Source organism: Butyricicoccus sp. AM78-15b2TA, assembly GCF_027665985.1.
Classification (GTDB): domain Bacteria; phylum Bacillota; class Clostridia; order Oscillospirales; family Butyricicoccaceae; genus Agathobaculum; species Agathobaculum butyriciproducens.
Genome location: NZ_JAQEHY010000006.1, coordinates 77832 through 101608, shown reverse-complemented (window position 1 = coordinate 101608; position 23777 = coordinate 77832). Strand labels below are relative to the sequence as shown.

Annotated in this window: 23 protein-coding genes, 1 tRNA gene and 1 riboswitch; of the genes, 15 read left to right on the top strand and 9 right to left on the bottom strand. The window is 54.4% G+C overall.

Going from position 1 to position 23777, the window contains the following annotated elements; translation table 11 throughout:
- Positions 1 to 684 precede the first annotated feature (684 nt).
- Positions 685 to 2043 carry a zinc ribbon domain-containing protein gene (locus PGS25_RS07670; RefSeq protein WP_119194610.1) on the top strand — a complete coding sequence of 453 codons (1359 nt, stop codon included), beginning with the start codon at positions 685 to 687 and terminating at the stop codon, positions 2041 to 2043.
- A gap of 135 nt (positions 2044 to 2178) precedes the next feature.
- On the opposite strand, the gene rpsR is transcribed toward PGS25_RS07670, so the two are convergent.
- From rpsR to rpsF, 3 genes are read right to left on the bottom strand one after another with little or no spacing between them, the layout of a single operon-like run.
- Positions 2179 to 2451 (bottom strand): 30S ribosomal protein S18, encoded by a 273-nt coding sequence (gene rpsR / locus PGS25_RS07665; protein WP_110435641.1) that lies wholly within the window; start codon positions 2449 to 2451, stop codon positions 2179 to 2181.
- 21 nt (positions 2452 to 2472) lie between these two features.
- Positions 2473 to 2964, bottom strand: a complete 492-nt coding sequence (locus PGS25_RS07660) for a single-stranded DNA-binding protein (RefSeq protein WP_110435640.1) — start codon at positions 2962 to 2964, stop codon at positions 2473 to 2475.
- A 14-nt stretch (positions 2965 to 2978) separates the two neighbouring features.
- Positions 2979 to 3275, bottom strand: coding sequence for a 30S ribosomal protein S6 (rpsF, locus tag PGS25_RS07655; RefSeq protein WP_110435639.1), 297 nt, complete (start codon positions 3273 to 3275; stop codon positions 2979 to 2981).
- A 186-nt stretch (positions 3276 to 3461) separates the two neighbouring features.
- Between rpsF and PGS25_RS07650 the strand changes: the two genes are divergently transcribed.
- The 4 genes from PGS25_RS07650 (at position 3462) to PGS25_RS07635 (ending at position 6655) form a co-directional block, all read left to right on the top strand.
- Positions 3462 to 3537 (top strand) — tRNA-Thr (locus PGS25_RS07650).
- Positions 3538 to 3979: 442 nt separating this feature from the next.
- Positions 3980 to 4900 (top strand): DUF4300 family protein, encoded by a 921-nt coding sequence (locus tag PGS25_RS07645; RefSeq protein ID WP_270418187.1) that lies wholly within the window; start codon positions 3980 to 3982, stop codon positions 4898 to 4900.
- A gap of 265 nt (positions 4901 to 5165) precedes the next feature.
- Positions 5166 to 5837: a hypothetical protein gene (locus PGS25_RS15740; RefSeq protein ID WP_442865245.1), complete on the top strand. Its 672-nt coding sequence runs from the start codon at positions 5166 to 5168 to the stop codon at positions 5835 to 5837.
- Entirely contained in the window at positions 5834 to 6655 is an 822-nt protein-coding gene (locus PGS25_RS07635) for a C40 family peptidase (protein ID WP_270418186.1), read from the top strand. The genes PGS25_RS15740 and PGS25_RS07635 overlap by 4 nt, the downstream gene beginning before the upstream one ends.
- Positions 6656 to 6842: 187 nt before the next feature.
- Here PGS25_RS07635 and PGS25_RS07630 read toward each other — a convergent pair whose 3' ends face one another.
- Positions 6843 to 7505 (bottom strand): Crp/Fnr family transcriptional regulator, encoded by a 663-nt coding sequence (locus PGS25_RS07630; RefSeq protein ID WP_270418185.1) that lies wholly within the window; start codon positions 7503 to 7505, stop codon positions 6843 to 6845.
- Between the two features lie 85 nt (positions 7506 to 7590).
- Between PGS25_RS07630 and PGS25_RS07625 the strand changes: the two genes are divergently transcribed.
- The 8 genes from PGS25_RS07625 (at position 7591) to PGS25_RS07590 (ending at position 14364) form a co-directional block, all read left to right on the top strand.
- Positions 7591 to 8304, top strand: a complete 714-nt coding sequence (locus PGS25_RS07625; RefSeq protein WP_270418184.1) for an ATP-binding protein — start codon at positions 7591 to 7593, stop codon at positions 8302 to 8304.
- A gap of 33 nt (positions 8305 to 8337) precedes the next feature.
- Entirely contained in the window at positions 8338 to 8493 is a 156-nt protein-coding gene (locus PGS25_RS07620; RefSeq protein ID WP_110435636.1) for a rubredoxin, read from the top strand.
- A 50-nt stretch (positions 8494 to 8543) separates the two neighbouring features.
- Entirely contained in the window at positions 8544 to 10139 is a 1596-nt protein-coding gene (hcp, locus tag PGS25_RS07615; protein ID WP_270418183.1) for a hydroxylamine reductase, read from the top strand.
- 36 nt (positions 10140 to 10175) lie between these two features.
- A complete protein-coding gene (locus PGS25_RS07610) occupies positions 10176 to 11546 on the top strand; it encodes a recombinase family protein (RefSeq protein WP_270418253.1) in 1371 nt (456 codons plus the stop codon).
- A 20-nt stretch (positions 11547 to 11566) separates the two neighbouring features.
- Positions 11567 to 12304: a metallophosphoesterase family protein gene (locus tag PGS25_RS07605; protein WP_270418182.1), complete on the top strand. Its 738-nt coding sequence runs from the start codon at positions 11567 to 11569 to the stop codon at positions 12302 to 12304.
- A gap of 151 nt (positions 12305 to 12455) precedes the next feature.
- Positions 12456 to 13394 carry a helix-turn-helix domain-containing protein gene (locus PGS25_RS07600; protein WP_270418181.1) on the top strand — a complete coding sequence of 313 codons (939 nt, stop codon included), beginning with the start codon at positions 12456 to 12458 and terminating at the stop codon, positions 13392 to 13394.
- A 223-nt stretch (positions 13395 to 13617) separates the two neighbouring features.
- Positions 13618 to 14010 (top strand): NifB/NifX family molybdenum-iron cluster-binding protein, encoded by a 393-nt coding sequence (locus PGS25_RS07595; protein WP_118360585.1) that lies wholly within the window; start codon positions 13618 to 13620, stop codon positions 14008 to 14010.
- A gap of 3 nt (positions 14011 to 14013) precedes the next feature.
- Positions 14014 to 14364, top strand: coding sequence for a DUF134 domain-containing protein (locus tag PGS25_RS07590; protein ID WP_270418180.1), 351 nt, complete (start codon positions 14014 to 14016; stop codon positions 14362 to 14364).
- A gap of 46 nt (positions 14365 to 14410) precedes the next feature.
- Here the strand turns inward: PGS25_RS07590 and rsmI are convergent, their stop codons facing one another.
- The 4 genes from rsmI to PGS25_RS07570 form a co-directional block, all read right to left on the bottom strand.
- Positions 14411 to 15259: a 16S rRNA (cytidine(1402)-2'-O)-methyltransferase gene (gene rsmI, locus PGS25_RS07585; RefSeq protein WP_270418179.1), complete on the bottom strand. Its 849-nt coding sequence runs from the start codon at positions 15257 to 15259 to the stop codon at positions 14411 to 14413.
- 153 nt (positions 15260 to 15412) lie between these two features.
- Positions 15413 to 16111, bottom strand: coding sequence for a tRNA1(Val) (adenine(37)-N6)-methyltransferase (locus tag PGS25_RS07580; protein ID WP_270418178.1), 699 nt, complete (start codon positions 16109 to 16111; stop codon positions 15413 to 15415).
- A gap of 13 nt (positions 16112 to 16124) precedes the next feature.
- Positions 16125 to 17498, bottom strand: coding sequence for a penicillin-binding transpeptidase domain-containing protein (locus tag PGS25_RS07575; RefSeq protein ID WP_270418177.1), 1374 nt, complete (start codon positions 17496 to 17498; stop codon positions 16125 to 16127).
- Positions 17499 to 17500: 2 nt separating this feature from the next.
- A complete protein-coding gene (locus PGS25_RS07570) occupies positions 17501 to 19249 on the bottom strand; it encodes an FtsW/RodA/SpoVE family cell cycle protein (RefSeq protein WP_116705311.1) in 1749 nt (582 codons plus the stop codon).
- Between the two features lie 277 nt (positions 19250 to 19526).
- A riboswitch (glycine riboswitch) is annotated at positions 19527 to 19630 on the top strand.
- Positions 19631 to 19810: 180 nt separating this feature from the next.
- Here PGS25_RS07570 and PGS25_RS07565 point away from each other — a divergent pair.
- Complete coding sequence (locus PGS25_RS07565; RefSeq protein WP_118761508.1) at positions 19811 to 21175, top strand: alanine/glycine:cation symporter family protein; 1365 nt, start codon at positions 19811 to 19813, stop codon at positions 21173 to 21175.
- Between the two features lie 366 nt (positions 21176 to 21541).
- Positions 21542 to 22192, top strand: coding sequence for a peptidylprolyl isomerase (locus PGS25_RS07560; RefSeq protein ID WP_270418176.1), 651 nt, complete (start codon positions 21542 to 21544; stop codon positions 22190 to 22192).
- Positions 22193 to 22393: 201 nt separating this feature from the next.
- Here PGS25_RS07560 and PGS25_RS07555 read toward each other — a convergent pair whose 3' ends face one another.
- Positions 22394 to 23767: an MATE family efflux transporter gene (locus PGS25_RS07555; protein WP_442865244.1), complete on the bottom strand. Its 1374-nt coding sequence runs from the start codon at positions 23765 to 23767 to the stop codon at positions 22394 to 22396.
- Positions 23768 to 23777 lie beyond the last annotated feature (10 nt).

The window sequence follows — 23777 nt, the reverse complement described above, 5'->3', positions numbered from 1 at the left end:
AGGGGCGGACCAATGTGTCCGCCCATTTCTCCACCTTCATCGCTCAAGCTGTATTCGTACTGCTACACAGGCGGTTCAATTTCCGCAGGCGCAACATAACAGTGTTGCGCAACTCGTTTGCACGTTGTTGTGCATGGCACCTGCGGATTTCAGCCGTTGCAGAATCTATCTTGTAGGGCGGGATGACCCCATCCCGCCGTATGTAAATGGCAGCAAATCGTAAAAAACGGCGGGGTGAGGTCACCCCGTCCTACAATATAACGCGTTAAAGACTTGTGCGGCACTGTCATCCCCCAGGGGACTCTCTCTTACCCTTCGGGCAATTCACCTTGTGCCGCACCCTGCGTAGATTTAACCATATGTGTAGCAGTAAGCTGTCTGTGAAATGCGAAAAGGCGGAGAAAGACACGCTGCGGTAACCCGACTGCCGTTCCCCATTTTGCAGCGGTCGCCGGTCTCTGGTCTGCGCCAGACTAAGAAACAAAAGGAAGTGGGAGTTAAGAGGGTAGAAACCATTGGTTTCTACCCTCTTGCCCCGCCGCGGGGCGCGGCGACGTTCCCGCCGTCCGCAGGCGGCGAATCCCAATATGGGGAACAGCCATCCACGCTTTACAATCTGAATATAGCATGTTATACTATAAAATAATCACAAAAATGACCCTTTTTCAAAGGAGGAAATCACCCATGCTTTGCAAAAACTGCGGCAAGGAGCTGCCGATCGCCGGCAAATTCTGCCCCTTCTGCGGCGCAGCTGTCGAGCAGACCGGTGTCAATGACGAAACAGCTGTATTTACCACCCTGCCGGATGATATGAAGGACCCTGTTGAGACCGGTCCGATTGACACCAGCGCGTTTGACGCGGCTATGCGGGCCGAAAAGCAGCAGCTTCCGGTGGACGACACGGCTGCCAATCCGCTAGCAGACACGGCTGCCGATCCGCTGGCAGACACCAATCCCAATATTCCGAATCCGAGCATTCCCACGCAGGCTGCCATGCGTCCGATCGACACGCCGCCGGTCCGCCGTACTGCGGGTACGCCCGAGCGCCGCACGACCTACTACAACGGTGAGGCCGATCCGAAGGACAGCGTTTACAAAAAGCCGTCCAAGGGAAAACGCGGCCTGATCATTGCGCTGGTGGTCATCATCGTGGCGGCTTTGATTGGCGGCGGTGTGTGGTATTTTACAAATTCACACAAGACCGACGAAAACCTCATCATGGCCGAAAAGTATATGGACCGCGGCAACTTCGACAAGGCGCTCGAGTATTACCAGAAGGCGCAGGCGGAAGCCAAGGATCCGGCGGCTCTGGATGCGACCATTCAGCTGATCAAGGACTATCAGTCTGCCGAGGATTACGTCAATAACGGCCAGTACACCGAGGCCATTGCGGCGCTCAAGCAGCTGCAGAACCGTGTCACCGACCCGGATTCCGCGATGTACAAGGCCATCGAGGATTTGCTCGATAAGGCGCAGTCTGCCCAGTCGGACGATCAGTTCAACTCCGATCTGGACGAGGCACAGAGCTATCTGGACGATAAAAAGTACGATGCCGCCAGCGGCAAGCTGGATTCTCTGGCAAATGATGATTCGCTGACCGATGACCAGAAAAAGCAGGTCAAGGAGCTGCAGAAGCAGCTTTCCGATGCACAGCAGCAGGAAAAGCAGCAGGAAGAGAGCAGCCAGAAAAAGGCTGAGCAGCGCGATGCGTTCAGCAAAAAGATGGATGAGCTGGAAAGTGACGATCTGAAAATTTCGTCGGCAGAGAATCAGGAGGATGAGCTGGCCATGACCGCAAGCTCGTTCGAGCAATGGGATAACCTGCTGAGTGAGATGTACGACTACCTTGCGACCGTGCTCAACGCCGATCAGTACGCTTCCGAGGAGGCAAGCTACAAGCAGTGGGTGCAGGAGCGGGATTCCGGTGCGGAAAATGCCGCAAAGGAGACCGAGGATGACACCGCAAAGCAGCTTGCATCCTACAGCTTTAAGCAGAGCTATACCAAAACACACTGCTATAAGCTGCTCGATCTGATGAACTGAACACAGGAATAACGAAAAAAGGACGCATCAGGCGTCCTTTTTGTTTGCCGCAAACGAGAAACAAGGGTGCAAAAAAGCGCCGCTTTCTTGCGAAAACGACGCTTTGCGTATCCTTGATTATAAAAAACGAATTGCTTACTCTGCGGTGTACGGCAGAAGAGCAATGTGACGTGCACGCTTGATAGCCTCGGTCAGCTGACGCTGATGAGCAGCGCAGGTACCGGTCATGCGGCGGGGCAGGATCTTGCCGCGCTCGGACATGTACTTCTTCAGCTTGCCGGCATCTTTATAGTCAACGTGTGCAACCTTATCTACGCAGAATGCGCATACCTTGCGACGGCGACGGCCGCGCTGCGGGCGCTCTGCACGCTCCGGACGGGGAGTAAATTCCTTCTTGGTTTCTTCCATGATCACGTAACCTCCTTCAGTTTAGAATGGGACATCGCCGTCGTCATCAGCAAGCTCCTGAAAATCCGAATCTCCTGCAGGGAGATCGAAAGCCGGAGCAACCTGGGACGCGGCAGGCTCGGGCCGCATCTGCGATCCGTTGTCATAGCCGCCAAAACCGCCCTGATTGCCTGCATTGTAGGCATCGCGGGATTTCTTCGTTTCACCGAAGGAAACCTCGTCGCAATTTACTTCAATTGCAGTGCGGTTGTTGCCGTTCTGGTCCTGCCAGCGGCGGGACTGGATACGGCCGACTACGATTGCCATAGAACCCTTCGTGAACCACTGTGCAACGAACTCTGCCTGACGGCCCCATGCGACACAGTCGATGAAGTCGGTCTGGCGTTCGCCGTTCTGATCCTTGCGACCACGGTCGATCGCAAGCGAGAACGAGCACACAGCCATGTTGGACTGGGTATGGCGCAATTCGGGATCGCGGGTCAAACGACCCATCAGAATCGCCTTATTGAGCATTGGTGTTCACCGCCTTAGTCGTCCAGGCAGACGATGATGGAACGCATGATGCCGTCCGTGATCTTGTAGATACGGTCCAGCTCAGCCGGGAAATCGGGCTTGGACTCAAAACGAACCAGCGTGTAAACGCCCTCCGTCTGATCCTCGATCGGGTACGCCAGACGGCGCTTGCCCCAGTCCTCGACCTCTACGTTCGTGCCGTTCGCCTCAACGAGAGACTTGAACTTGTCCACAACAGCGGTAGCCGCTGCCTCTTCCAGCTTGGGGTTAACGATGAAGATAGTCTCGTACTTGCCAGAAATCTTTGCCATATTCTTAGCACCTCCTTTTGGACTTTTGGCCCACATCCTTTGATGTGAGCAAGGATACTATACCATTATAACGGATACACGGAGAATGTCAAGAAAAATTTCAAAAAAATATTGACGAACTTTCAAAAGCATGATATACTGAGAACACTGTGAACGAGAAAAGACTCGTTCCGGCAGCAAATAGCTGCTTGTGTGGCTCAGTTGGTAGAGCAGCGCATTCGTAATGCGCAGGTCGCCGGTTCGAGTCCGGCCACAAGCTCCAAAATGTGTTGATGAAAGATGCAACGCCGAAAACGCCGCACGAAAGTGCGGCGTTTTCGCATATAACGCACTACTTTTAGAATGGAAAAGTTGCAAAGACTCGATTTTTCAAAATTTCAGTTTTGCCCTGCGAGAGGCGACATTTTTAAGATGCGCCCTGCCGAATTTATGGATTGGTGTGGTTCGGACACCAAGGCTTAAAAACAAAGAAAACCAGCAGCCGCTGTATCACCCGCCCCTCTTCTGGCGTGTGAGGCAGCGGCTTTTCCTATCAGATGGGAGTCGGACACATAATCTGAAGTGGGCTCTATAACCTAATTGAAAAGAAAACGTTATACTTGATATGGACTTTTCCTGCTGAGTCGGTTACCATATTAAGTGTTCCGTGCGGCAAGTTCAGCTTTGTCCCGCAAGGATCGATGAAAGGAAAGGCAAAATCAATTATGAAACTGAAAAGAAATTCCCTGACCACGATTCTGGTGGTCAGCTTCCTCCTCATGGCACTCTCAGGCTGCGGGCAGCAAGCCGAGCCGGATTCAGCGCAGCCGCCGCTGGAAACCGTAACGTATTCCAATCTGACGGACGCGGACTCGCGCAAGCTGCTCACAGAAGCGCTTGCAGATGCCAATGTGGATGAGACCCGAACGAAGCTGCTGCTGGACCGCGTGGATCAGTTCAATGCCAGCGTCAAGAGCGAATGGCTGACAGGCGGGTTTGAGAGCGCCGCTCCCACCGAGACCAGATATGACCCCTATGAGATGCAAGATCTGTGGACGGAGAAGAACGGCAGCTTCCCCGGCTATAACTGCCGGATCACGGCCTTCAGTCTGTTCGGTGAGTTCGTCACCGCCGGAGTAGATCAGCCGGAAACGCAGGGCGAGGACTCCCTCTTTATGGATCTTGAAACGCTGGCCGCAGATCCCGCCGTTCTCTGCGGAGACAGCACGTCCAAGTTCTGCGCATTGTTCGCGCCGGTAACTGCCGCAGATACCACGGAGACGGCGGATCAGGTCAAAGCGCTTCAGGCGGGCTGGTCGGAGCGCGGGATTTCCTTTGAAGACAGCTCTGCCCGTCTGATCTCCGTTGTCCTCCATGACCGATTTTCGGATACGGACAATACGCTGTTCATCGGGCACGTGGGCGTATTACTGCCGGCAGAGGACGGAAGTCTGTACTTCATTGAAAAGGTCGCCTTTCAGGAGCCGTACCGCCTGGTAAAGATTCAGAACAGAACCGAACTGAGCGATTATCTGATGGAAAAATACGATACTGCATGGGGACAGGATACGACACGTTCCTTCATCATGGAAAATGATGAACTTATGGATGGATACCGCCCAAACCCGTTGGACAGCGCGTCATAAGCAGCACATAGGGCAGGAAGCCTGCTTCTTCGGAAACAGACTTCCTGCTTCCTTTTATACCCCCACGTAGCCCCCTGTCGCGCCCTGTGTGGCCGATAAAGCAGACACTGCAGATACGGACACCCCCTGAGAAGAAAGCGCCGTGTAAGTCCGCAAACGCCGAAGTAAAAAACAAATCACACATGGAGAAAGCCGCCCTGGGCATCTGAGATCATCAGATGCCCAGGGCGGCTTTTTGCGTTTCATCAGAAAGGAGGCACACATTATGGCAAGCGAGATCAGAAATCGCTTCACAGACACAGAAATGCAGATCGCCAGAGAAACGGACCTGCCGGAGCTGCTCTCCCACCTCGGCTATCAGGTCAAGCGCGTGGGACGCTTCCATACTACCGCGGAGATGGACAGCCTGCGGATCAAGGACCGGCGCACCTGGTTCCGCTACTCTCAAGGCATCGGCGGCGATGCAATCACATTCCTGCAGCAGTTCTGCGATAAAACTTTTCCGGAGGCAGTAGAGTACCTGCTGACCTTTCAAGGCAAGGCCAGAGACGCTCCTGTCAAAACAAAACCAGTCACTAAGCAGGACGAGCCGCCAAAAGAGTTTGCATTGCCACCGCGCAATGCAGATGACCGCCGCGTATTCGCTTACCTTCGCAAGCGCGGCATCGCCGCACAGGTGATCCGTCAGTTTATGAACAGCGGATCGTTCTTTGTTTGGATATGGATACACCGGGAGAAGAAACGGCGGAACAGCTCCGAAAAAAATACGCGGAAATGGGATATGAGATATCACAGGAGAAGCCCCGCATCGGGAAGGACTGGAACGAGTACCTGCAAAAAAGGAAAACGCTGGAAAGGGGGTGATGAACTAAGTAACATCAACTGCGATCCCAACATCTCTATACCCAAAAATTTTAAGGAGGAATTCAGCACTTGAACAAAAATCATACACTTTCGCGCCGAGCTATTGCCACGCTGACGGCAGAAAAACTGGACATCCTGCGTCAGATCTTCTGGGATATGAACGCCATCTCTTATTGGGTGGAAACCGTCTCCGGTGATGAAGATGAAAGCGATACCGTTATCCTGCACATCACTGTCACAGTCAAGGATCATCTGCAAATGGCGGACGAGTATCGGTTCAACACCGAGCGGCGCAAGCTGTTGGGAGAACTGATGCAGCCGGAGTATCAGGAGCTGTTCATGGCGCTGACCGGCAGTTATCAGGATATCGACCTGTCTCCGGAGGAGATCCAGGAGATCATCAAAAAGCTCCCCACCGATCTCAGCGAGGAGCGCAAGCAGGTGGTGTTGACTGCGTATCAGCTCTTGGGAAAGGTAAACTACTTCTGGGGAGGAAAGAGCCTTGTGCTTGGATGGGACTCTCGCTGGGGAACGCCTATGGAGGTGACAGCGGCAGGCAGCTCCAGCAGCGGGACCGTGCGTCCGTTCGGCTTAGATTGTTCGGGGTTTGTCGATTGGGTATTCTACAACCAGAGCGGAGGGCAGTACATCATCGGCCATGGTGGAGGGGCGTCTGCCCAGCACAGCTACTGCACACCCATCAGTTGGAACAATGCCAAGCCGGGCGACCTCGTCTTTTATCCTGGCGACAGTCATGTGGGGATCGTCTGCGGCTTCGACAGCAGCGGAAATATCCTCATCATCCACTGCGCCAGCAGCTCCGATAATGTGGTGGTGACTGGAAAGATCGGCTTTACTATGATCGGCAGACCGAGATATTTTACGGAATGAGAACTATGCTCGCAGCAAAGCAGATATGGTAAGGGGGCGTCAGTTCTGCATGGCAGACATCTACAAGGTCACTGAGATATCATTCGCAGGGTAATCCGAATCGTATCCAAACGGTAGCCTAAATGCCGCACAAGCAGCTATACAATGTAGACCTTGCCATTTTGAGGCGCCTGTTTGGATAAAACTGTCACACCTTCAAAACAAAGTGGCTTTTATGAAAGTCAAGCAGGCCCTCATCCCGCATTTTGCCAAGTTCCATGGACAGTCCGCTGCGCTCCACGCCGAGATAATCCGAAAGTTGCTGACGAGAGAACGGAATGTCGAACTCATAGCTGTCTCGGCGCTGTGACTCTGCGGAAAAATAGGACATCAGCTTTGCCCGCGTTATGCGCTGGCCCATGTGGGTGAGCTTTTCGTTGAGCCGCAGGTTCTTCTCCGCCAGCTTGCTCAGCAGGTTGCGGATGATCCGGCTATGGTGGGAGCAGGCGGAGGGGCACATGCTCAAAACGCGCTTTATATGCAAAAACATCACCGTCACCGCGCTCTCCGCTTCTACGCTCACATTGAGAACCGCTCCCGGCGCGCAGGCGAACACCTCCGCGAAGGTCTGCCCCGGCCCGGTCTTGGAGAGAATGTTGCGGTTTCCCCAGATATCCTCCTGCACGATGAGGGCGCTGCCTGCCAGCACAAGACCCACCTCCTCCACCGCGTCTCCGGCGCGGAGCAGGCGGGAGCCTTTGGGGAAGGTGTCGATCCTCGCCCCAAGGCAGGAGAGCATGGCGGCAAGCTCCTCGTCGGAAATGCCGGAGAAAAGCGCCGCGGTGTGGAGTACCGGAAAAAATTCTTTCATAAAAAGTCCTCTTTCGTTGAAAATTCAACCGACTTGCTGATTTAATTTTAGTATAATCAAGCCACAAAAGCAAGGAGGCATTGCAATGAAACGACGGATCATCGAGATCGACGAAAATAAATGCAACGGCTGCGGCGCCTGCGCTGCCGCCTGCCACGAGGGCGCCATCGCCATGGTGAACGGCAAGGCGCGGCTGATGCGAGACGATTACTGCGACGGCTTGGGTGACTGTCTGCCCACCTGCCCAACCGGGGCCATCACCTTTGTAGAGCGAGAGGCGGCGGCCTATGACGAGCAGGCCGTCATGGAAAATAAGCAGCGGAAAATGCAAAACGAGGGCATAACCCTGCCCTGCGGCTGCCCCGGCAGCCAGTCCCGGAATATTCAGCGCCAGGACGCGCCCGCCGTGGAAACGCCGCAAGCCCAGCAGATGAGCCGCCTTTCACAGTGGCCGGTGCAGATCAAGCTGGTGCCGGTGAACGCTCCGTATTTTGACGGCGCGAGGCTCCTCATCGCCGCCGACTGCACCGCCTACGCCTACGCCGCCTTCCACGAGCGGTTCATTAAGGGACACATTACCCTCGTGGGCTGCCCCAAGCTGGATAGCGTGGACTATTCCGAAAAGCTGACGGAGATCATCCGGGAGAACAACATCAAAAGCGTCACCGTTGTGCGGATGGAGGTGCCCTGCTGCGGCGGGCTGGAACTGGCGGCGAAAAAGGCGCTCCAGCAGAGCGGGAAATTCATTCCGTGGCAGGTGGTCACCGTGACAGTGGACGGCCGGTTGGTGGAAGAATAACAAAATCATTAGAAAAAGAAAGGAAAAAGCACAATGAAGTATGTATGCAGCCTTTGTGGTTGGGAATACGACGAAAGCGCGGGTTATCCGGAAGGTGGCATCGCCCCCGGTACGCCGTGGAGCGAGGTGCCGGAGGATTTTGAGTGCCCCCTGTGCAATGTGGGCAAGGAGTCCTTCGAGGAGGCGTGAGCTTCTGATAAAAAGGACATGATTTGAACCGAAATAGGAGGAAAACGATAATGAATCACAAAATGTTTTGCTTTCAGTGTGAGCAGACGGCTGGCTGCGCCGGTTGTACCGGAAAAGCCGGTGTCTGCGGCAAGACCGCCGATGTAGCGAAGCTTCAGGACGAGTTGACGGGCGCGCTCATTGGGCTGGCAAGAGCCACAGATGGCGATGCACCGGTCAACGCTGATACATGGCGGCTGATGATCGAGGGCCTGTTCACTACCGTCACCAATGTGAGCTTCAACGAAAAGACCATTCGGGAGCTGATCGATCGGGTACACGAGGAAAAGGCCCGCCTTGTTCCAGGCTGCTCCGGCTGCGGCTCCCGCTGCGGGTCAAACGATGATTATGACATGAATTTGCTCTGGAACGCGGAGGAGGATATTCGCAGCCTCAAATCCCTGATCCTCTTCGGCGTGCGCGGCATGGCGGCTTACGCCCATCACGCTATGATGCTGGGTTATGCCGACGAGGAAGTGAACCGCTTTTTCGCCAAGGCTCTTTTTGCCGTGGGCGAGGACTGGGATATGGATGCGCTGCTGCCCATCGTAATGGAGGTGGGCGAGAAAAACCTTAAGTGCATGGCGCTTCTGGATAAGGCCAACACCGAAAGCTACGGTACGCCCGCGCCTGCCACCGTCCCGCTGACGGTGGAGAAGGGGCCGTTCATCGTCATCACAGGCCACGACCTCCACGATTTGAAGCTGCTGCTGGAGCAGACCGAGGGTAAAGGCGTCAACATCTACACCCATGGCGAAATGCTGCCTGCCCACGGCTATCCTGAACTGAAAAAATATGCCCATCTCAAGGGCAACTTCGGCACGGCGTGGCAGAATCAGCAAAGAGAATTTGCCGACATCCCCGCGCCGGTGCTGTTTACCACCAATTGCCTGATGCCGCCGAAAGCAAGCTACGCCGACCGCGTGTTCACCACGGCGGTGGTATCCTACCCGGAAATGACGCACATCGGCGAGGATAAGGACTTCACCCCTGTCATCGAAAAGGCATTGGAGCTTGGCGGCTACAACGAGGACAAGCCGTTCACCGGTATCAACGGCGGCGGCACGGTCATGACCGGCTTCGGTCATGGCGCGGTGCTTGGCGTGGCGGATCAGGTGATCGAGGCGGTAAAGAGCGGCGCGATCCGACACTTTTTCCTGGTCGGCGGCTGTGACGGTGCCCGCCCCGGACGAAACTACTACACCGAGTTTGTCAAGCAGACACCCGCCGACACCGTAGTGCTGACGCTGGCCTGCGGCAAATACCGCTTCAACGACCTTGACCTCGGGACCATTGGCGGCCTGCCTCGGCTCATGGATGTGGGCCAGTGCAATGATGCTTACGGAGCTGTCAAAATCGCGCTGGCGCTGGCGGAGGCGTTCGGCTGTGGCGTGAACGATTTGCCCTTGTCCATGGTTCTTTCCTGGTATGAGCAGAAGGCAGTGTGCATCCTGCTGACGCTGCTGCATCTGGGAATCAAGAATATTCGCCTTGGCCCCACGCTGCCGGCGTTCGTTTCGCCCAATGTGCTGAACTACCTTGTAGAGAATTTCGGCATTGCTCCCATCACCACGCCGGAAGAAGATTTGAAGCAGCTCCTTAAATAATGATTCCCATGGGGCGAACTCAAATCATATTTCTCGCTGTCCAATAGAAGTGCCTGTAAACGAGGACATATCGACCTCATCATCACAAAATCTCTCTCCCGCTTTGCCAGAAACACCGTGGACTGCTTGGAAACAGTGCGCCTTCTGAAAGCCAACGGCATCGGCGTGTACTTCGAAAAAGAGAACATCAATACGCTGACGGAATCCAGCGAGTTTCTGATCACCCTGTTCAGCGGTTTCGCCCAGGCGGAATCCGAATCTCTGAGCAAGAATGTCGCTTGGGGCAAAGCAAAAAGTGCGGAAGCCGGAAAAGTGACCTTCCAATACAAAAAGATGCTGGGATACTGCAAGGGTGCGGATGGGCAGCCGGAGATCGTCCCAGAGGAAGCCGAGGTCATCAAGCGGATTTATCACCGGTATCTGGACGGCTGTACGCTGGGGCAGATCAAGCGAGAATTGGACGAGGAAAATGTCCCGACCGCACAGGGTGTAGAATCTTGGTCGCCCGCCATCATCCACAACATCCTGACGAATGAAAAATATATCGGAGACGCTCTCCTGCAAAAGACTTATGTCACGGACTGCATCTCCAAGAAGGTGAAGAAAAACCAGGGCGAGCGCGCCATGTACTATGTGGAGAACAACCATCCTGCCATCATCTCCAGAGAGATGTTCAATCAGGTGCGGAACGAGATGACGCGCCGATTCAGCAAGCGCAAGGTGCTGCAAAAGAGCGGCAAGACAGAGCTGGGGAAATACTCCGGCAAATACGCCCTGACAGAACTGCTGGTATGCGGTGAGTGCGGTTCCCCGTACAAACGAGTGACATGGGCGAGAAACGGGAAAAAGCGTATTGTATGGCGCTGCGTGTCCAGATTGGAGTTCGGCACGAAATACTGCCATAACTCCCCGACACTGGATGAGAACAAGCTCCACAGCGCGATCCTTGCCGCCATGAATGAATTTGCCGCCATCCGGCAGGAGGTTTGTCCCGATGTACTGGCGATGGCAGAGGAAGCCAAACAGGCATTATCGCAGGCTGGTGCAAAGCTGCTGGAACTGAAGAAACACCTGGAAGCGGTGAGTCGGGAGCAAAGCGATCTGCTGGACCGGCTGCTGGAGAACATGGGCGATGCCGAACTGAATGCCCAAATGAAGGCACTGATGGACGAGAAAGAATCCCTCAAAGCACAGATTCTGGATGCTCAACAGATGAAAGTCAGTTTTGAGGAACAGGCCGCCCGCCATCAGCAGATGTGGGACAGCATTATGGAGTGCAGCGCAGGCTACACGGAGTTCGACGATGAGTTCGTCCGTCAGATCATCCAGAAGATCACGGTAGAGGATGCAGAAACCATCCGCATCCACTTCCGGGATTCGGAGATGGTGATGGAACAGGAATTGTAAGCAGCAATGGAGTAAAGAATATGGCAATTTTTATGACTGGCGATACACATGGTGATTTCAGCAGACTTCGCCCCGCAGCCTTTTATGAGCAGGTGCAGCTGACGAAAGCAGATTATCTGGTCATTTGCGGCGACTTCGGCGGTATCTGGGATGGCAGCGATACCGAACAGCAATGGCTGGACTGGTTGGAAAACGGACCGTTTATGACGCTGTTTGTGAGTGGGAATCACGAAAATTTCGACCTGCTCTGCAGCTATCCAATCAACCAGTGGCACGGCGGACTCGTGCAGGTGATTTGTCCCAGCGTCCTGCACTTGATGCGAGGACAGCTTTATGAGATTTGCGGAAAGCGGATTTTTACGATGGGCAGCGCCAGCAACCACGATGTCCAAGACGGTATTTTGGAGCCGGACGATCCGAACCTTGAACGAAAGCTCCGGCAGCTTAATGCCGCATGGGCGCTGTTCAGTGTCAATCATCGCTCCTGGTGGAAAGAGGAACTGCCCAACGAGGAAGAATACCAGACCGCAAGAGAAACACTGGACAGAGCGGGCTGGGATGTAGACTACATCATCACGCACTGCTGTCCCAGCAGCATCCAGGACATATTCAGCGGCGGGCTGTACCGGCGGGACGTACTGACAGACTTCCTCGATGAAATCCGAAAACGTTGCCGCTTCAAATACTGGTTTTTCGGACACTACCATGAGGACAAGGCGGTGGGAAAAATGTATGAGCAGATCATCCGACTGAAATAAGAAATGGAGGCGCACGGGGGATTAGCCAGTGCGCCTCCATTTTAATCTGTTCTCCTTCAAAACGGTCATTCATAAATTTGACGATTTGAACTATTGACATTTTATAGTTCAAAGTATAAAATATATTTGAACAATACGGAGGAGGGATATCATGTCTCGGCAATTTGATGAGTATATGGAGGATAAATTTGAATATCAGGGAGAACGGAAATCGCTGATTTATCCTACATCGTTTTCTGAATTGACAGAGGCTTTGGGGGTTAGAAATACGCTCCAATCCATAATCGATTTTGCTACGCGCGATGAAGATACATCTGGCTATGAGGAAATGAAGGAACGGCAGAATGAATACATCCAAGAGTATTTAAGCTCAATTGGCGATTTCGACAACAGCATTCTCGTTTCTAACATTACCCATCTTGCTAAGTCCAATGATATCCGATTGGGCGAATTGGAAAAGATGCTTGGCGTTAGTGCAGGATATATTTCTCGCACAGCGAAAGAAAACACCAATAAGCGCCTCAGTATAGATGTGGTTTGGAAATTATCCCAATTCTTCAATGTAAGCATAGACAATTTAGTTAGTCACGACCTTCGACTGCCTTCAGAAACCGCAGCTCTGCTTTGCCGTTTTGTCACAAAGTTGTCATCGCAGACCATGATGGATGAGATTGAATGGGAGTGCGAAGGCGGGTATGAATACGAAAGTAGTCCGCTGCTTCAGAGCTTGAACCTCTTAACAGAAGACAATCATGGAACTGTTGTTTACCATCCGGAGCATATGAACCAAAGTTATAGGTGGACACTGGCTGATGATGCATACTCATGTGATTCTATCAGTGAAGGAGAAAAATTGGTTGTCATTGTTTTTCAGACGGAAAAGATGAAAGATCATCGCTATTATGATTTCTTTTTCTGTAATCCCAATAAGGATGGCACCTATTCATGGCGGAAGGCGTTCTATACCACCGATCCATTTGCTCCTCTTGAGGACCAAGCAGCAGCGCTGTACAACCAAATTGTTCGAAAGATAGACGCAGTAAAATTATCTCCGGATATCCGCAGTATAGTGCAGGCATATCTCCAATGAACTGATTACGGCGAGTGCGGAAAGAATGCATCTTTTCCGTCAACACAAGGCAAAACCCTTCCGATTTTCGGAAGGGTTTTTGCTTTATCCGGATATCGGCATCTGCTTCCTATATAATGAGATAGTGGTATGCCAAAACTTATTATTGACATATGCCGAAAACGTGATAGACTATAAGTAGCGTTATTGACATATGTCAGAAATGAATTCGGAGGAAATGGTTATGAAGATCGCAGTTACCTATGAAAACGGAGAGGTTTTCCAGCATTTTGGCCACACGGAGCAGTTTAAGCTATACGAGGTATCCGGCGGCAAGCTGCTGCATGCGCAGGTGGTGGATACGAACGGCAGCGGTCACGGTGCGCTGGCCGGCCTGCTGGCACAGCTCGGTGTGGATACGCTGATCTGCGGCGGCATTGGCGGCGGCGCACAGGCAGCGCTTGCGGAGGCCAATATCCGTCTGATCGGCGGTGTGCAGGGCAATGCCGATGAGGCAGTGCAGGCGTTCCTGAACGGTACGCTGGCGTTTGATCCCAATGTGCACTGCACGCACCATGACCACGGCGAAGGCCATTCCTGCGGCAGCCACGGCTGCGGCGGTCACTGTCACGAATAATTCATGCCGAGACCGAGAAAGTGCCGCAGAATCTGCGGTCTGCCGACGTTCAGCGAGTTTTCCCCGCAGGAAAGTACGACAGAGTGCGTGCAAATGACGCTGGACGAATATGAAGCCATCCGTCTGATGGATCTGGAAAATCTGCAGCAGGAGCAGGCTGCCGCGCAGATGGGCGTGGCCCGCACAACGGTGCAGCTGATCTACAACAACGCCCGCCGCAAGCTGGCGGATTGCCTTGTAAACGGCAAACGGCTGGTGATCGAGGGCGGCGATGTTGCGCTGTGCGAACGGCATGCGCAGTGCCCCGGACGCGGACATTGCTGCCGTAGCAGCTGTCCGAAACATCTCAAATAGGTGCAGAAAACGAAAAAAACCGTTGCTTTTTGCAACGGTTTTTTCGTTATTCTTCGTGATCGAGTACATAGCGGTACAGCGCGTTTTTCTTTACGCCGGTTTCGGCGGAAACCGCCTTGACCGCGTCCTTCTGGGTCTGGCCCTGTTCCACGCGGCGGCGGACCGCCTTGGCGGCAGAGGCAAGACGGTCTGCCTCGTCCTGCTCGGTCTCCGGCTCGTCCGGCGTACCCTCGAGGATGAGCACGAACTCGCCGCGCGGCGCGTTGGCATCAAAGTAGGCAACCGCCTCGTCGAGCGTCATGCGGAGCGTCTGCTCATGCAGCTTGGTCAGCTCGCGCGAGAGTGACAGCCGGCGGTCGCCGCCGAAGGCGTCGCGCAAGTCGCGCAGCGTTGCACACAGCTTGTGCGGTGCTTCGTAGAAGATCATCGTGCGTTTTTCACCCTGCAGAGTGTCCAAGTGCTCTCTGCGGGCTTTTTTGTTGACCGACAGGAAGCCTTCAAAGCACCAGCGTCCGGTCGGCAGACCGGATGCCGCCAGCGCGCAGACCGCCGCACAGCAGCCCGGAATCGGGATAACGGGTACATCGTGCTCGGCGCACAGCGCGACCAGATCCTCACCCGGATCGGAAACCGCAGGCGTGCCCGCATCGGTTACGAGCGCACAGGTCTCACCGGCGAGCAGCTTCTCCAAAACTGCTTCACCGCGTGCGCGGCGGTTGTGTTCGTAGTACGAGATCATCGGCTTTTTGGGCAATTCGCAGGCGTTAAGCAGCTTTTGCGTCACGCGGGTGTCCTCTGCCGCGATGAAATCCACTGTGCTGAGAACCTCGCGTGCCCGCGGCGATAAATCACTCAGGTTGCCGATCGGCGTTGCGACTAAGTATAATGTAGACAATTCAATCCCTCCGGAATTTCTTAAATGGAGAATGGATAATTGAGAATGGAAAATGAAGGTGCGGCACATGGTGCCGAATTAAATCATCGCGCATTGCGCGTCTCCGCGCAGCACGGACGGAACTCGCGCAAGAATAGCGCTGATGCTCCATTTTCAATGCTCAATTCCGTAAATACGGAAATATTCATCACTCTCAACGATCAGCGGCGGCTCAACAACAAGTCCTTCCGTACTGCCGCCTTTTCGGCACTCGACCATGACGACGCTTGGCGATGCCTGCACGCTCTGGTGCACGAACCGCATTCTTTTCGGCACGAGCCGCACGCGCGAAAGCGCTTCAAGCAGTACCCACAGCCGTTCCGGCCGGAATACGAACGCGGCTTTGCCGCCGGTATGCAGCACGAACGAGGCCGCAACCGCCAGTTCCTCGACCGAACAGGTCGCGTCCTGTCTTGCGGTGCGCTTTTCGGCGGTCGGCGCATTTGCGCCTGCGTTGCGGTCGAAATACGGCGGGTTGCAGATAACGTAATCCATACTGCCGTGCGGCAGCAGCGTGCGCATTTGCCGGAGGTCGCCTTGCAGAGCGGTTACGTTTTCCAGCTCGTTTGCCGCGATGGACTGCCGGAACAGGTCGAGCGGGCCGTCCTGCAGTTCCAGTCCGGTAATCTTGAGGTCGGGCCGCCACACGAGCAGTGCCAGTGCGCCTGTGCCGCAGCCGAGGTCGAGCAGTTTGGCATTGCGTCTCGGCTTGGCGAACGCGCTGAGCAGCACGCTGTCCTGACCGAGCTTAAAAAACCGGTCGTCCTGTAATAATTGCAGTCCGTTAGGGAGTGTTTCAGTGCTTTGCGCCATGATTTCTCTCTCCTTAGTAGGCTTTTTCTACCGCCGCTTGAAGAACCTGCGAAGCCACTGTACCGGCAACCGATGAGCCGCCGCCGCCGTTCTCGACGAGAACGATGAAGGCATACGGCGTGGCCTCGTCGCGCAGGAAGCCGGTGAACCATGCGTTCGGTGACTTATCCGCGCCGACCTCGGCGGTGCCCGACTTGGCACAGATATCCATGCCCGGGAAACGATCCTGACCGTAGGTCTCGATGACGTTGTTGTGCATCATATCCGCGATGGTACCCGCGGTCTTTTCGTCAATCAGCTGCGCCGACTTGTGCGGATAGTAAATGCCGGTCGGCAGACCGTAGTCGGTCGTGGATTTTTCGATCAGGCGCGGGACGGCAGCCTTGCCGCCGTTGGCGATCGCGCCCATATACTGGAGCATGTTGATCGGACACAGGGTATCCTGGCCCTGACCGACACCCGACCACGCCAGCTGATTGTCATTGCCCGAGAAATCAAACTTGCCGACCGAGGTCTGAATGCCGTCCACCTTGATGGACTTGGTCAGTCCTGCCGCATCCGCGTATTTCTGCATGGTTTCGCCGCCGAGTTCGACGGCCAGCTGACCGAACACACCGTTGCACGAGTTGGCGAGCGCTTCCTCGATGTCCTGTTCGCCGTGAGCGTGCGGGCAGGTGACTTCCTCGCCGCCGATGTTGACCGAGCCGGTGCACGTCCACTTGCGCTGGAACAGGTCGGGGATGTTCTCGATAGCGGCGTTGATGGTCACAACCTTGAAGATAGAGCCCGGAATCGAGTTCGCGGACAGCAAGCGGTTGACGTAAACGCCGTCCCACGCGGGATCGTCCGCCGCAATGTCCGGCGGATTGGCCGGATCAAACGTCGGTGTGGACACCATGCACAAAATCTCACCGGTTTTATAGTTATAAACGCCAACCGTTCCGTTCATTCCGTTCAAAGCCTGATAGGCGACATTGTTCAAATAGGCATCAATCGTCAGATACAGGCTGTTGCCGGTGCCGAGCGGAGAATATACGCCGGTGAGCAGATTGTAGCCGGACAGCTTATCCGCGAACGAGGTGAGCGCACCCGCGCCGATGTTGCCGCTTTTGTCGCCTACGGCGTGCAGTGTGGCGCGCCGGACGGTTGCGTCATCGTTGTAGATGCGGTTGCCGTCCTCGTCGAGCGTGGACAGCATATCGCCGTCCCGGTCGAGGATGGTGCCGCCTTTCAGCTGACCGGCGTTGTTATAGAGATGACGGTTGTACGGGTAGGAGGCCCAGTCGCCGCCGTCCACGACAAACCGGAAGCAGAAGAACGCCAGACCCAGACCGAGCAGTGCGGCAAGGATCAGACAGAAAATACTGCGTTTTTCGATTTTCCGCATGGTTACTCCTCCCCTCTAAGCTCGCGGCGGCTGGGCAGACGAACCGCGAACGATGCATTCTGTCGGGTGTCGGTCGCCTTCAAAAAGGCGAGCATACCCCATGCCGACAGCATGGACGAACCGCCGTTGGATACGAACGGCAGCGTAACGCCGGTGAACGGCAGAATATCGACCGCACCGAATACGTTCAGACAGGTCTGGAATACCAGCAGACTGGTGGCCGCGCATGCGGCAATGGTGTAAAAGCTGGAGCGTCCGGCGCGGCAGGCGCGGACAGCGAACACCGCCAGCGTAATGATGCACAGGATGGTCAGCACGGCAATGACGAGACCCCATTCCTCACACAGCATACCGAACACGATGTCGGTATCCGCGGCAGGGAGATTCGAGAGCCAGCCCTTGCCTGCGCCTACGCCGATCATGCCGCCGGAGGCGGCTGCGGTCAGCGTATGCGTCTGCTGGAAGCCCTTGTCGTATACGTCCTCCCAGATATGTCCCCAGGAAGCGAAGCGAGCGGCAACGTGCGGCTTGATGGTCAGCATGACCATGCCAGCGCCGAAGCAGCCGGCGCACACAAGGCCGATGGTGGCGAAATCGCCCGAACGCAGGTACGCGATGACGAGGAACGTCACGAAGAACACAAGTGCGGTGCCGAAGTCGTTCTGCAGCGCGAGACAGCCGCCGCAGATGGCGGTCAGACCGATGAACATCCACAGGTTGCGCTTGTTGAACAGGCGGTCGAGCGTTGCGGCACCGGCGAAAATATAGCAGATTTTCGCAATTTCCGAGGTCTGCAGAGACAGAGGGCCGAGACGCAGCCATGCCTTCGCGCCGCCTTGCGACGAGCCGATCAGCAGTGTAATAGCCAGCAGTCCGACTGCCGTTGCGCTCATAAACCAGCGTACCTTCTGCGCCCGGGTCAGGTCGCGCAGGAAGAAGCCGAGCACGATAAAGATAGCAAGGCCCATCAAAATCGCAATCAGCTGCTTGGGCAGCTCGTCCGGCACGGTCGAGCCGGTGACGGCGAGTGACAGCGTACATAGGAAGAACGCTATCGTCTCCATTTCAAAGCCGATGCGGCGGAACAGGCGCATGACGATGAAATACGCCCAGCAGATTACCGTAAAGACAAAAAAGGTGAGCGGAATGGTGGTGGTCGCCTTGTCGCCCTGTGCGATAATGAGCTGCAGACCGGTGAGGATCTGGAACAGCGTCAGCAGTACGAGCGAACCCCACATGCCGGCAGGCTTGCCCTCCATGCGGCGCTCGACCATCTGTGCACGCTTTTCCTCAGCGGTAATGGGCTCCATGATAGCGGGAATACCCGCAAAGGTGACCGTGTCGCCGTCCTCGACGAGCGCATACTCGTCCACCGGCAGGTCGTTTACCTTGATGCCGCCCTTGGAACCGAGGTCGTATATCGTCCAGCTGCCGTCATCCTCGCGGATGAGCGCGGCGTGCTGACGCGATACCGACGGATATTCCAGCTGCACATCGCAGCTGGGTGCGCGTCCGATGATGTTCTCCCAGTGGGTGATGGGCAGGCGCACGCCGTTGCGCAGCACCAGATAGCCCCAGACCTCATCCGGGTGCTTGACCTTCCACAGCGAGCGGATCGCACCGACAAGGATCATCAGCGCCAGCAGCGGGAACACGAAGCGCACAACGGTCGTGTACCACGCCCCGATGAGCGGTTTTTCCGCCAGCAGAGCCGTCAGCCTGTCGAGAAGCTGCTGCAAAGCATCATTCATGTAAAGTTCCTCCTTTCGAGGGATGCTGTTGATTACTTGGATTTACCAATAATACTACCAGTATAGCCTATCTATTATAGCATAGGTTGTCAAGAAATTCGCCGTTTTTCACAAACTTTCACGAATATCTTGATTGACATTGACAGAATGTTGTCACGGTGTTACACTGAATCCATAAACTACATACGCGACAAACGAAGTTTGCAGGAAAAAGTCAAAGACTTGCCGAAGGAGCAAAACTCTCAGGTGTCCGGTTTTCCGGATGAGGACTGTAAATGGATGTGGCTCTGGAGAACGTTCCTCAAGGGGACTGCCGAAGGTGCAACGCGCGCAAAGGGGTTTGCGTGCCAATCTCTCAGGCAAAAGGACAGAGATGAACCTGTTTTTATAGACGTTAGGATATAAAAATAAGTTCCGCGGAACCACAGCAAATGTTTTCTCACGGTGCAGGGTGTACCGTCTGTTTGCTGTCTTTCCGTTTCTTTGGAGCCGTAACCCGATGCTGATTGGGTTCGGCTTTTTTGTTTGCCGCAAAACAAAGAAGGGGTATGTAAAATGACAATGGAAGTATTGGCAGACTGGGTAAGCAAGGTCAGCAACGTCGTATGGAACGGCCTGCTGCTGTACCTGCTGGTTGGCACCGGCATCGTGTTTACCATCCGCACGCGCTTCGTTCAGGTGCGCAAGTTCGGCGCAGGCTGGAAGCATCTGTTCGGCCATTTCTCGCTCAACGGTGAAAAGGCCGGCAAGGACGGCATGAGTCCGTTCCAGGCGCTTACCACCGCAATCGCGGCGCAGGTCGGCACCGGCAACATTGCAGGCGCGGCTACCGCACTGTATTCCGGCGGCCCGGGTGCGATTTTCTGGATGTGGCTGAGTGCGTTCTTCGGCATGTCCACCATCTACGGCGAGGCGGTTCTCGCGCAGAAGTACAAGACCACGGACGACAAGGGCCACGTTACCGGCGGTCCGATCTACTACATCCGCGCACGCTTTACCGGTAAATTCGGCAAGTTCCTCGCCGGCTTCTTCTCGATTGCAATTATTTTTGCACTGGGCTTCACCGGCAACATGGTACAGGCAAACTCGATCAGCGTAGCGTTCAACACCGCGTTCGGCGCACCGATGATCGTTGTCGGCATCATCTGTGCGATTATTGCAGCGTTTATCTTCCTTGGCGGCGTTGGCCGTATTGCGGCTGTTACCGAAAAGGTCGTTCCGATCATGGCAATGTTCTACATGCTGGGCTGTGTTGTCATTCTGTGCATCAACCACGCGGCAATCATTCCGGCATTCAAGTCCATCTTTGTTGCAGCATTTGACCCGCAGGCTATCCTCGGCGGCGCTGCAGGCATCACGGTTCGTCAGGCAATGCGCTACGGCGTTGCACGCGGTCTGTTCTCGAACGAGGCCGGCATGGGTTCCACCCCGCACGCACATGCACTGGCTAAGGTAAAGCGTCCGCAGGATCAGGGCGAAATTGCTATCGTTTCCGTATTCATCGACACCTTTGTTGTACTGACGCTGACCGCTATGGTCATCCTGACCTCGGGTATGCTCAATCCGGGCGCACCGGACGGTCTGCAGGGCACCGAGCTGGCACAGGCAGCCTTCAAGGCTTCCCTCGGCTCGGCGGGCATGATCTTTGTTGCGATCTGCATGCTGTTCTTTGCGTTCTCTACCATCATCGGCTGGTATTTCTTCGGTGAGCAGAACGTAAAGGCAATGTTCGGCAGCAAGGCAGTCAAGGTATATGCCGCTATCGTTGTTGTCTGCATCGTGATCGGCTCCGCACTGCATGTTGATCTGGTCTGGAACCTGTCCGACCTGTTCAACGGCCTGATGGTATTCCCGAACCTGATCGCGCTGCTGGCGCTGTCCGGTCTGGTTGCCAAAGCGGCCCACGATAAGGACATTATGAAGTAAGCTGTCGCGGAACGACACGGTTTGTGCAGGAATCGGCTCTATACAGTATTATTTGATAGAAAATGCACCGCAGTTCTGCGGTGCATTTTTTTGCAGACACCGAAAAAACACTGGTTTTCGCGTTCTCAGTACCGTATAATAGGGGAGTACCGCGGGAACATTTTCATATTCCACCCGTTTAGGATATAAGGCAACACTGCATAATTAAAGCTGCGGCGCTTTGCGGAAATTTTACGCTCTGATGTTATTGCGGTTTTTTGCAATACACAAAGTATTGCAAAAAACCGCGCCTAATCAGAACGCGAAATTTACTCGCAAATCGCTCTTGTTCAATGATGCGGTATTGCCTAAAAAGGAGAATTTCACATGAAAAAACGTACATTTTTGCTTTTTGGCCTGTTGGCGATACTGGTTCTGACCGCCTGCGGCGGCAAATCGGGCGCGCAGACCTCGACGGATGATGCCGCCGACACGAGCGATAACTCGCAGCAGACGACTGCTGAGGAGACCGCACAGCCCATCGGTCAGCACCATGCACAGATCACCATCAAGGACCACGGCACGATTGACATCGAACTGGACGGCGATGCAGCGCCTATCTCAGTTCAGAATTTTATGGACCTTGCAAACGACGGCTTTTATGACGGACTGACCTTTCACCGCATTATTACCGGCTTTATGATGCAGGGCGGCGACCCGCTGGGCAACGGCACCGGCGGCTCGGAGAACACCATCAAGGGCGAGTTTTCGGATAACGGCGTGGAGAACAAGCTGTCGCACACGCGCGGTGCGGTTTCGATGGCACGCTCAAGCAATCCGGACAGCGCATCCTCGCAGTTCTTCATCGTTCAGCAGGACAGCACCTATCTTGACGGTCAGTACGCCTGCTTCGGCTATGTGACCAAGGGCATGGATGTAGTGGATGAAATCTGCGATAATACGCCGGTCGAGGACGATAACGGCACGGTTAAGACGGAAAATCAGCCGGTTATTGAGAGCATTAAGATTATCGACTGACTGTGCAAAGCGTAAAGAGTTGAGGGTGAAGATTGGAGAGTAAGTTTCGGTTTTCCTCTTAACATAATAAAGCACCCCCTCTGTCAGACTGTATATCATACGGTCTGACAGAGGGGGTGCAGTTCCATCCCGGACTGTACACAGGATTCGGGATGTTTTTTTACTTCGCTGTTAATATTTCAGATGCTGTTCCGAAGGATTTCATCTTTTCGGTAAACTGGAATTTACCGAGATAACACCACTTTTTTCAGTCGGCCAGGATTTCCTGAGAGCTGCATAGGAAACCAGGAAGTTGGCAAGCCAGCCTGCTGGCACGGCAAGCCAGACAAATGCAATACCAAAACGCGGTGCACAGATCAACGCCACGGACAAGCGAATCGCAAGGTTTACCATATTGGCAATGAGGAACGGCCGCATGATTCCGAGTCCGCGAAGAACGCCATCGGTCGCCATTTTGATGCCCATAAAGACAAAGAAGAAACCAATCCATCTCATATAATCCCCGGACACCTGATAAGCCAGGGCGGTTCCGTCTTTTCCAAGGAACAGCGAGGAAATCTGCGTGTGCAGCGTTTCAATGACAAGGAAGGCAAGAACAGCAAAACATACATCCAGCACCAATGCTGCGCGGTAGCCTTTTTTGATGCGCTCGGTTTTGTTTGCGCCAAGGTTCTGGGAAACATACGGCGAAACCGCATTGCCGATGGACACAAAAATCAGAGAAAAGACGTTCTCCACCCGCATCGTCGCCGCGTATCCCGCGAGTGCCTGTGTGCCGAAGGGATTTACCACCGCCTGTACGATCATCATACCGATGGATACGGTAGACTGCTGAAGAACCGATGGAACAGCAATCTGAAGCATCGAACGCAGCTCCTGCCCGTCAAACCAGACAAAGCTGCTCTTATACCGCCGCATCCGATAAAAGAAAATCAAAAGTGAAAACACAGCCGAAATGCCCTGCGCAATCAGCGTTGCAAGCGCCGCACCGAACACGCCAAGTCCCAGACCGGCTACCATCCAAAGATCCAGCACAATATTCAGGATTGATGAAAAGATCAGCAGTCCCAACGGAATTTTTGATTCACCAATGGAAGTGAACATGGTAGAAAGAATATTGTACATGAACAAAAACGGAAAACCTACGAAATAGACCCGCAGATACAGTACTGCCTCCTTCAGAATATCGGCAGGGGTCTGTAATCCGCTCATCATCGCATGGGAAAAGCAAAAGCCAAAGACGCCAAGGATGATACTCAGAAGTAAAAAGCTGATCAGGGAGGTAGATACAATGGTTTTCATTTTGCCATATTCTCTGGCACCGAAATAACGGCTTACGAGCACGCCGGCACCGACACCGGCACCCAGTGCCACACAAATGAAAACATTGGTCAGGGCTGCGCAGGCGCCGACCGCCGCCAGTGCGGAGGAGCCGACAAACTGACCGACGATAATGGAGTCAGCCATATTGTATACCTGCTGAAAAAAGCTGCCGAGAATCATCGGCATGGCAAAAACCGTCAGCGCTTTCAGCGGCGCATCGGTAATCAAATACTCATCTTTTGACATGATCATTTTCCTCCAC